The 7,007-nt window shown below is 73.1% G+C and carries 8 protein-coding genes; 4 read left to right on the forward strand and 4 right to left on the reverse strand.

Going from position 1 to position 7,007, the window contains the following annotated elements; translation table 11 throughout:
- Positions 1-158 precede the first annotated feature (158 nt).
- Together UO65_RS08660 and UO65_RS08665 are read right to left on the reverse strand one after the other, a co-directional pair.
- Positions 159-1,334, reverse strand: a complete 1,176-nt coding sequence (locus UO65_RS08660; RefSeq protein WP_052020918.1) for an aminotransferase class V-fold PLP-dependent enzyme — start codon at positions 1,332-1,334, stop codon at positions 159-161.
- On the reverse strand, positions 1,331-2,107 hold the full coding sequence (locus tag UO65_RS08665) for a tryptophan 2,3-dioxygenase (RefSeq protein WP_233427487.1): 777 nt from the start codon (positions 2,105-2,107) through the stop codon (positions 1,331-1,333). Before UO65_RS08665 ends, UO65_RS08660 begins: the two co-directional genes overlap by 4 nt.
- 91 nt (positions 2,108-2,198) lie before the next feature.
- On the opposite strand from UO65_RS08665, the gene UO65_RS08670 reads away from it, so the two are divergent.
- The 4 genes from UO65_RS08670 (at position 2,199) to UO65_RS08685 (ending at position 5,189) form a co-directional block, all read left to right on the forward strand.
- Positions 2,199-2,753, forward strand: a complete 555-nt coding sequence (locus UO65_RS08670) for a DUF4240 domain-containing protein (protein WP_052020919.1) — start codon at positions 2,199-2,201, stop codon at positions 2,751-2,753.
- A 59-nt stretch (positions 2,754-2,812) separates the two neighbouring features.
- A complete protein-coding gene (locus tag UO65_RS08675; protein ID WP_035280458.1) occupies positions 2,813-3,295 on the forward strand; it encodes a cation:proton antiporter regulatory subunit in 483 nt (160 codons plus the stop codon).
- 22 nt (positions 3,296-3,317) lie between these two features.
- Positions 3,318-4,499, forward strand: coding sequence for a cation:proton antiporter (locus tag UO65_RS08680; RefSeq protein ID WP_035280447.1), 1,182 nt, complete (start codon positions 3,318-3,320; stop codon positions 4,497-4,499).
- A gap of 66 nt (positions 4,500-4,565) precedes the next feature.
- Positions 4,566-5,189, forward strand: coding sequence for a class I SAM-dependent methyltransferase (locus UO65_RS08685; protein WP_035280450.1), 624 nt, complete (start codon positions 4,566-4,568; stop codon positions 5,187-5,189).
- Between the two features lie 4 nt (positions 5,190-5,193).
- Here the strand turns inward: UO65_RS08685 and UO65_RS08690 are convergent, their stop codons facing one another.
- Together UO65_RS08690 and scpB are read right to left on the reverse strand one after the other, a co-directional pair.
- A complete protein-coding gene (locus UO65_RS08690; protein WP_052020920.1) occupies positions 5,194-5,949 on the reverse strand; it encodes a pseudouridine synthase in 756 nt (251 codons plus the stop codon).
- Positions 5,939-6,664, reverse strand: coding sequence for an SMC-Scp complex subunit ScpB (scpB, locus tag UO65_RS08695; protein WP_411431347.1), 726 nt, complete (start codon positions 6,662-6,664; stop codon positions 5,939-5,941). Before scpB ends, UO65_RS08690 begins: the two co-directional genes overlap by 11 nt.
- Positions 6,665-7,007: the final 343 nt, after the last annotated feature.

A 7,007-nucleotide genomic window follows, 5' to 3' on the forward strand; every position in this document is an offset into this window, starting at 1 on the left:
TGATCGCCACCCCCGGCCAAACACATCCACCCACCCGGGCCTCTGCGTAGCCGGCCGGCGGCTTCTTGGGTGGTCGGCTGGCCAAGCACATCCCGACCGGCGGGTGGTGAGGTGGCTTTGTTCGAGGTGTGTTCTCGCTGCCTGCTGCCTGCCTGCCCCTACTCCACCAGATTCCCCAGGGTGGTCATGGCCGCGCGGAGTTGGTCGTCGCGGAGGTAGGGGGCGGGGCCGAAGCGGAGGTGTTCGCCCCGGCTGTCGGTGGCGACCCCGGCTCCGGCCAGGGCGGTGTGCAGGCGGGCGGCGTCGGGGGTGCGCAGGGACAGGAAGCCGCCGAAAGCCGTGCGCGGGGTCGTGCGGTCGCGGGTGACCACGTGCTCGGGGAGGTCGAGGGCGTCGAACTCCTCGGCCAGGATCGTGTTCTGGCGCAGGGAGATCGTGCGCAGGACCTGCGGGGTGAGGCCCCGGCTGTCGAAGAAGTCCAGGACGGCGCAGGCGCGGTAGTGGCTGACCGGGTCGTAGGTGGCGCCCGCGAACCTGGCCGCGCCGGTGCCGTAGGGGACCAGGTCCGGGTTGCGCTCGTCGGCCAGGGCGTCGAACTCGGCGTACCAACCCGTGATCACCGGGCGGAGGGTGTCGGCGTGCGGGGGCAGGCGCAGGAAGCAGTTGCCCTCGCCGAGTTGAAGGTACTTGTAGCCGCCGCCGACCACCCACGCCGCTTCGAGGCCGGTGGCGTCGAAGGGGAGGGCGCCCAGGGCGTGGTAGGCGTCGACGAGGAGTTCCGCGCCGGTGCGGGCGCAGGCGGCGGCGAGGGTGTCCAGGCCGGGGACCACGTGCGCGGTCTCGAACAGGACGGCGGAGACCAGGACCGCCGCGGTTCGGTCGTCCACTTCGGACGCCAGGCGCGCGGCCAGGTCGGCCACCGGGTGCGCGGGGACGCGGACCAGGTCCACCAGGCCCTCGCCGAGGCGGCCCAGTTGGCGGCGCAGGGTGTGGAACTCGCCGTCGGTGGTGACCAGGCGGGGGCGGGTGCGCAGCGGCAGGGCGGAGAGGAACCGCACCACCAGTTCGTGGGTGTTGGCGCCGAGGGCGACCTCGCCGCCGCCGACCAGGGTGGCGTAGTGGGCGCGGAGGCGGTCGGCCTTGGCGAAGGCGCGGGGCCACTTGCCGTCGACCCGCTCGGCGGCGTCGGTGAACGCCTCGACCTGGCCGTCCAGGGCCGCGTCCGGCCACGCCTGGTGCGAGTGGCCGGTCAGCAGCAGCCGCTCGGCCACCCGGAACCGGGCGTAGTGCGGGGCCAGGTCCTCCGGGCGCGGCGTTCCCGCCTCGGCCGTCACAGCTCGCTCCGGACGGCCCACAGGTCGGGGAAGACCGGGGTGAACAGGGTGCCGCGCAGGTAGGCGGCTCCGGGTGAGCCACCGGTGCCGGACTTGGTGCCGATGGTGCGCTCGACCATCTTCACGTGCCGGTACCGCCACTCCTGCAAGCCCTCGTCCAGGTCGACCAGGTGCTCCGCCACGGTCGACGGGCCGCTGTCGTCGGCGTAGACGCGCAGCAGCACCTCCTGCAACTCCGCCGATTCTTCCCACGAACGGGTGAAATCCCGGGTGAGCAGAGACGGGGGCACGGGGTAGTCGTGCGCCGCCAGGTAGGCCAGGAACGAGTCGAACACCGAGGGCCGCGACATCGCCGCGGCCAGCGCCGGGGCCTCGGAGTGGTGCGCCAGGACGCGGGGGTCGCGGCGGCCCAGAACCGCCTCCAGCTCCCGGAACTGGGCCGACTGGAAGCCGCTGGAGGCGTCCAGCCGGGCCCGGAAGCTGGTGAACTGCCTCGGTGTCATCGTCTCCAGCACGTCGACCTGGGCCACGATCACCTTGAACACCGACAACACCCGGCGCAACGTCCTGGTGGCGTGCGCGGTGTCGCCCTTGACCAGCACGTCCTGGAGGTGTCGCAGCTCGTGCAGCATCTGCTTGAACCACAGCTCGTAGACCTGGTGGATCGTGATGAACAGCGGCTCGTCGTGCTCGTCGGAGCGCGGGCGCTGGGCGCCGAGGACCTCGTCGAGGGCCAGGTAGGAGGTGTAGGTCAACGTCGCGTCGTGCGCCACGGTCGTCCTCGCTTCCATCGGGTGCGGTGCCCACAGCCTCACACGTGTCCACGAGTCGTGGAGTGTCGGTCCCGGCTGCCAGAATCGGGCCATGACGGACGAGGCGTTCTGGCAGCTCATCGGTCGGGCGGTGGAGCAGCCCGGGGACCGCGACGAGCACGCCGAGTGGCTGACCGAGGAGCTGACCAGGCTCCCGCTCGCCCAGGTGGTGGACTTCGCGGTGCGGCTGGCCGCGGTGCGCGCCCGCGCCGACACCCCGGAGCTGCTCGCCGCCGCCCACCTCATCCACGCCGGGTCCTGCTCGGAGTACTCGTTCCGGTCGTTCCGGCTGTGGCTGCTCACCCTGGGCAGGGAGACCTTCGACGCGGTCGTGGCCGACCCGGACGGGCTGGCCGGGGTGGAGCGGGTGCGCGCGCTCGCCGCCCGGCCGATGCGCGAGTGGTCGGCGCAGGACTGGCCGGAGTGGGAGAGCCTCGACTTCGCCGCGCACGAGGCGTTCGACGAGTCCACCGGCCGCGACTGCGCCCTGGCCGAGGAACTGGCCAGGCTCGGCGTGGCCGACTCGACCGGCCCGGTCCCGCCCGGCGATCCGGTGCGGCTGCCCCGGCTGGCGGAGCTGTTCGAGGGCGCGACCGTCCGGGGCTGAGCGGTGCCCCGGGTGAACAGGGGGAACGAATCGGGCGCCGGGCTTGTTACCGTGGTGTGGTGAACGTCGAGGTGACCCCGCTGCCCGGGATAGGCACACGCCAGGACTTCGTCGCGCGTTCCGGTCGCCGGATCGGGGTGATCACCTACCGGGACGGGCACTTCGACCTGATCGTGTCCAAGCACGACGACCCGGACTCGTGCGTGGCGTCGATCCCGCTGACCGTCGAGGAGTCCGGCGCGCTGGCCAACCTGCTCGGCGCCCCGCAGCTCGTCGCGCTGCTGGAGGAGCAGAACCGGGAGGTCGCCGGGGTGAGCACCCGGCAGCTCCCGCTGGCCCCGAACTCCCCGTACGACGGCCGCACCCTGGGCGACACGGCGCTGCGCACCCGCACGGCGGTCTCCGTCGTCGCGGTGGTGCGGGCGGGCACCGTGCACCCCTCGCCGCGGCCGGACTTCGTGTTCCGCGGCAGCGACCTGCTGATCACCGTCGGCACCGCGGAGGGGTTGGCCAAGGCCGTCGACGTCCTCGAAAACGGCTGAGCACGAGGAAGAACCCGAGAACTTGCACAACACCGCCATCTCCCTGATCGAGCTGGGAGCGGTCTTCTTCGGCCTGGGCATCCTCGGACGGCTCGCCTGGAAGATCGGCATCTCACCCATCCCGCTCTACCTGGTCGGCGGCCTCGCCTTCGGCGCGGGTGGGCTGGTCCCGCTGGAGGGCATCGAGGGTTTCACCGAACTCGCGGGCGAGATCGGGGTGGTGCTGCTGCTGTTGCTGCTGGGCCTGGAGTACTCCGCCGCCGAGCTGGTCACCGGCCTGCGCCGCTCCTGGCTGGCCGGGGTCGTCGACCTGGTGCTCAACGCCGCCCCCGGCGCGGTCGTGGCGTTCCTGCTGGGCTGGGGCCCGGTCGGGGCGCTGGCCATGGCCGGGGTCACTTACATCTCCTCCTCCGGCATCGTCGCCAAGGTCCTCGGCGACCTGGGCAGGCTCGGCAACCGGGAGACCCCGGTGGTGCTGTCGATCCTGGTGTTCGAGGACCTGGCGATGGCCCTCTACCTGCCGATCCTCACCGCGGTCCTGGCCGGCACGACGCTGCTGGGCGGGTTCACCGCCGTCGGCATCTCGCTGGTGGTGATCACGGTCGTGCTGGTCATCGCGCTGCGCTTCGGCAGGTACGTGTCGATGGTGGTCGACAGCCCCGAGCCGGAGGTCTTCCTGCTCCGGGTGCTCGGCGCGGCCCTGCTGGTGGCGGGGATCGCCTCGCAGTTGCAGGTCTCCGCCGCGGTGGGCGCCTTCCTGCTGGGCATCGCCATCTCCGGCTCGACCGCCGAGAACGCCACCAAGCTGCTGGAGCCGCTGCGCGACCTGTTCGCGGCGATCTTCTTCGTGGTGTTCGGCCTCAACACCGACCCCCGGTCGATCCCCCCGGTGCTCGCCTACGCGGTCGGGCTGGCGGTGCTGACCACGCTCACCAAGCTCGTCACCGGCTGGTACGCCGCCAAGCGCCAGGGCATCGCCAGGATGGGCCGGGCCCGCGCCGGGGCGGCGCTGGTGGCCCGAGGGGAGTTCTCCATCGTCATCGCGGGCTTGGCGGTCGCGGCGGGGGCCGTGGACGAGCAGCTCGCGGCGCTGGCCACGGCCTACGTGCTGCTGATGGCGATCCTGGGCCCGGTCGCGGCCCGCGTGGTCGAACCGGTCGCCAGGGCCGTGCAGCGCAAGGTGGGCACCCCGGCCACAACCTGAGGCGCATTCACGTGCTCACCCGGTCGGCCGATTGGCCCACGCGGGGCTGCGGCATACGGTTCCTCGATGGAGTTGACCTTCCGGCAAGACCCGCGGGACCTCGGCACGACCCCCACCGCGCACCCCTGGGTGGCCGAACTGGCCGCGTCGACCGACCTGTCCGGCGCCCGGGTCCTGGTCCCGCTGCGCGGCGGGTCGGCGGACCTGCTCTTCCTCGCCGAGCACGCGGCGGAGGTCGTCGGCGTCGAGGCCACCCCCCGAGCGGTCACCGAGCTCTTCGACTCAGCGGGCCTCACCCCGACGGTCACCGACGGCGTGCACCGGGCGGGCAACGTGACCGTGTGGTGCCGCGACCTGCTCGACCTGGGCGCGGCGGCCCTCGGCCCGGTCGACCTGGTCCACGACCGCAACGCCCTCACCGCCTTCCCGGACGACGCGCGCGACCGGTACGCCGCGCACCTGACCTCGCTGTGCGCCCCGGGGACCCGGTACTTCCTCACCACGCTGGAATACCGCCCCACCGCGTCGGAACCCCCGTTCAGCGTGGGCGCCGACCAGGTCCACGGCCACTTCGCCGAGGCGTTCTCCATCGACCACGCCCACGCCGAACCCCGCCCGGAGCACCGGCTCATGACGGAGTTCGGGCTGGACTACCTGGTGGAGCACGGGTTCCTGATGACCCGGCGGTGAGCGCTCAGAGGTCCACGGCGGCGAAGAGGGAACCGACCTCGGGGCGGCTCAGGGCGCGCAGGGAGCCGGGGCGCTGGTTGCCCAGGCGGACGTCGCCGATCTGGGTGCGGACCAGCTTGAGGACGGGGTGGCCGACCTCCTCCAGGAGCCTGCGGACGATGTGCTTGCGACCCTCGTGCAGCACGACCTCCACCAGCGCCTTGCCCGCGTAGTTGTCGACCATGCGGAACGAGTCGACCCGGGCGGGGCCGTCCTCCAGGGTCACCCCGTCGCGCAGGCGCTTGCCGATGTCCCTGGCGACCGGGCCGGGCACCTCCGCCAGGTAGGTCTTGGCGACCTCGAACGACGGGTGCATGAGCCGGTGGGCCAGGTCGCCGTCGTTGGTGAGCAGCAGCAGGCCCTCGGTCTCGGCGTCGAGGCGGCCGACGTGGAAGAGCTTGTCCACCCGCTCGCGCAGGTAGTCGCCGACGCAGGGGCGCCCGCGGTCGTCGTCCATCGTGCTGTGGACGCCTCGGGGCTTGTTCAGGGCCAGGTACACGCGGTCCTCGCGGACGATGACCCGGACACCGTCGACGTGGATGACCACGTTGTCCGGGTCCACGCGCTTGCCCTGCTCGCGGACGACCTCACCGTCGACGCTCACCCGCCCCTGGTCGATGAGGTCCTCGGCGGCGCGGCGCGAGGCCACCCCCGCACCGGAGAGGACCTTCTGCAGGCGCACACCGTCGGCGGCGGGGTTGGGCTGGGACCTAGGAGACATCGTCGATCGCTTCCACTTCCGGCAACAGAGGGGCGATCGGGGGGAGGTCCTCCAACGAGGACAGGCCCAACCGCTCCAGGAACAACTCGGTAGTCACGTACAGGATGCCACCCGTTTCCGAGTCGGTCCCGCTCTCCTCGATGAGGCCGCGCACCACGAGGGTACGGATGACGCCGTCGACGTTCACACCCCGCACCGCCGCGACCCGCGCCCGGGACACCGGCTGGCGGTAGGCGATGACCGCCAGGGTCTCCAGGGCGGCCCTGGTCAGCTTGGCCCGCTGCCCGTCGAGCAGCAGTTTCTCCACCACCGGGGCGAACCGGTCGCGGGTGAACAACCGCCACCCCGCCCCGACCCGGCGCAGGTCGATGCCGCTGCCCGCCTCGGTGTAGCGGGCCTGCACCCGCCGCAGCGCCTGCCGGGTGCGGCCGACCGGCTGGTCGACGGCGGCGGCCAGCACCTCGGTCTCCACCGGGGCGTCGACCACCAGCAGCACCGCCTCCAGGGCGGAGTCGAGGTCGGCGTCGGCGCGCAGGTCGGGGAAGCGCTGCCCGCTGGTCGCGGACTCCCCGTCCACCGCCTCCTCCGGCGGCAGGTCGGCGGCGAGGGTGGCCACGGCCTCCTCGGTCACCCCGTCCACCAGGTCCGCCGCGGACTCGTCCAGGACGCCCCCGACCGGGGCGGGCTCGACCTCGTCCGGCTCGTCCGGCCACAGCACCGGCGGCACCCCGCCCCCGGAACGGCCCACCCCGGCGGGCCCCGGACCCGCGGGCGCCCCCGCCGCGTCGGCGCCCGCCTCGTCCGGCCACAGCACCGGCGGAACGCCCGACTTCTTCGCCTTGCGACGACCCGCCCGGGCAGGCGCCGGATCGGCGGGCGCAGACGCCTCCGCATCAGCGCCCGCTGCCTCCGACCGCAGCACCGGCGGCACGCTCGGCTTCTTCGTCCCGGAGCGGCCTGCCTGGGCGGGCCCCGGACCTGCGGGCGCAGACGCCTCCACGTCAGTGCCCGCTCCACCCGGCCCCACCGGCGGAACGCTCGACCTCCCCGACTCGGAG

Source organism: Actinokineospora spheciospongiae (genome assembly GCF_000564855.1).
In the GTDB taxonomy this organism is placed as follows: domain Bacteria; phylum Actinomycetota; class Actinomycetes; order Mycobacteriales; family Pseudonocardiaceae; genus Actinokineospora; species Actinokineospora spheciospongiae.

Excerpts from the sequence above, each read along its gene's own strand:
- UO65_RS08685 (WP_035280450.1), top strand. The coding sequence starts at position 4,566 with ATGGAGTTGACCTTCCGGCAAGACCCGCGGGACCTCGGCACGACCCCC.
- UO65_RS08670 (WP_052020919.1), top strand. The coding sequence starts at position 2,199 with ATGACGGACGAGGCGTTCTGGCAGCTCATCGGTCGGGCGGTGGAGCAG.
- UO65_RS08690 (WP_052020920.1), bottom strand. The coding sequence starts at position 5,949 with ATGTCTCCTAGGTCCCAGCCCAACCCCGCCGCCGACGGTGTGCGCCTG.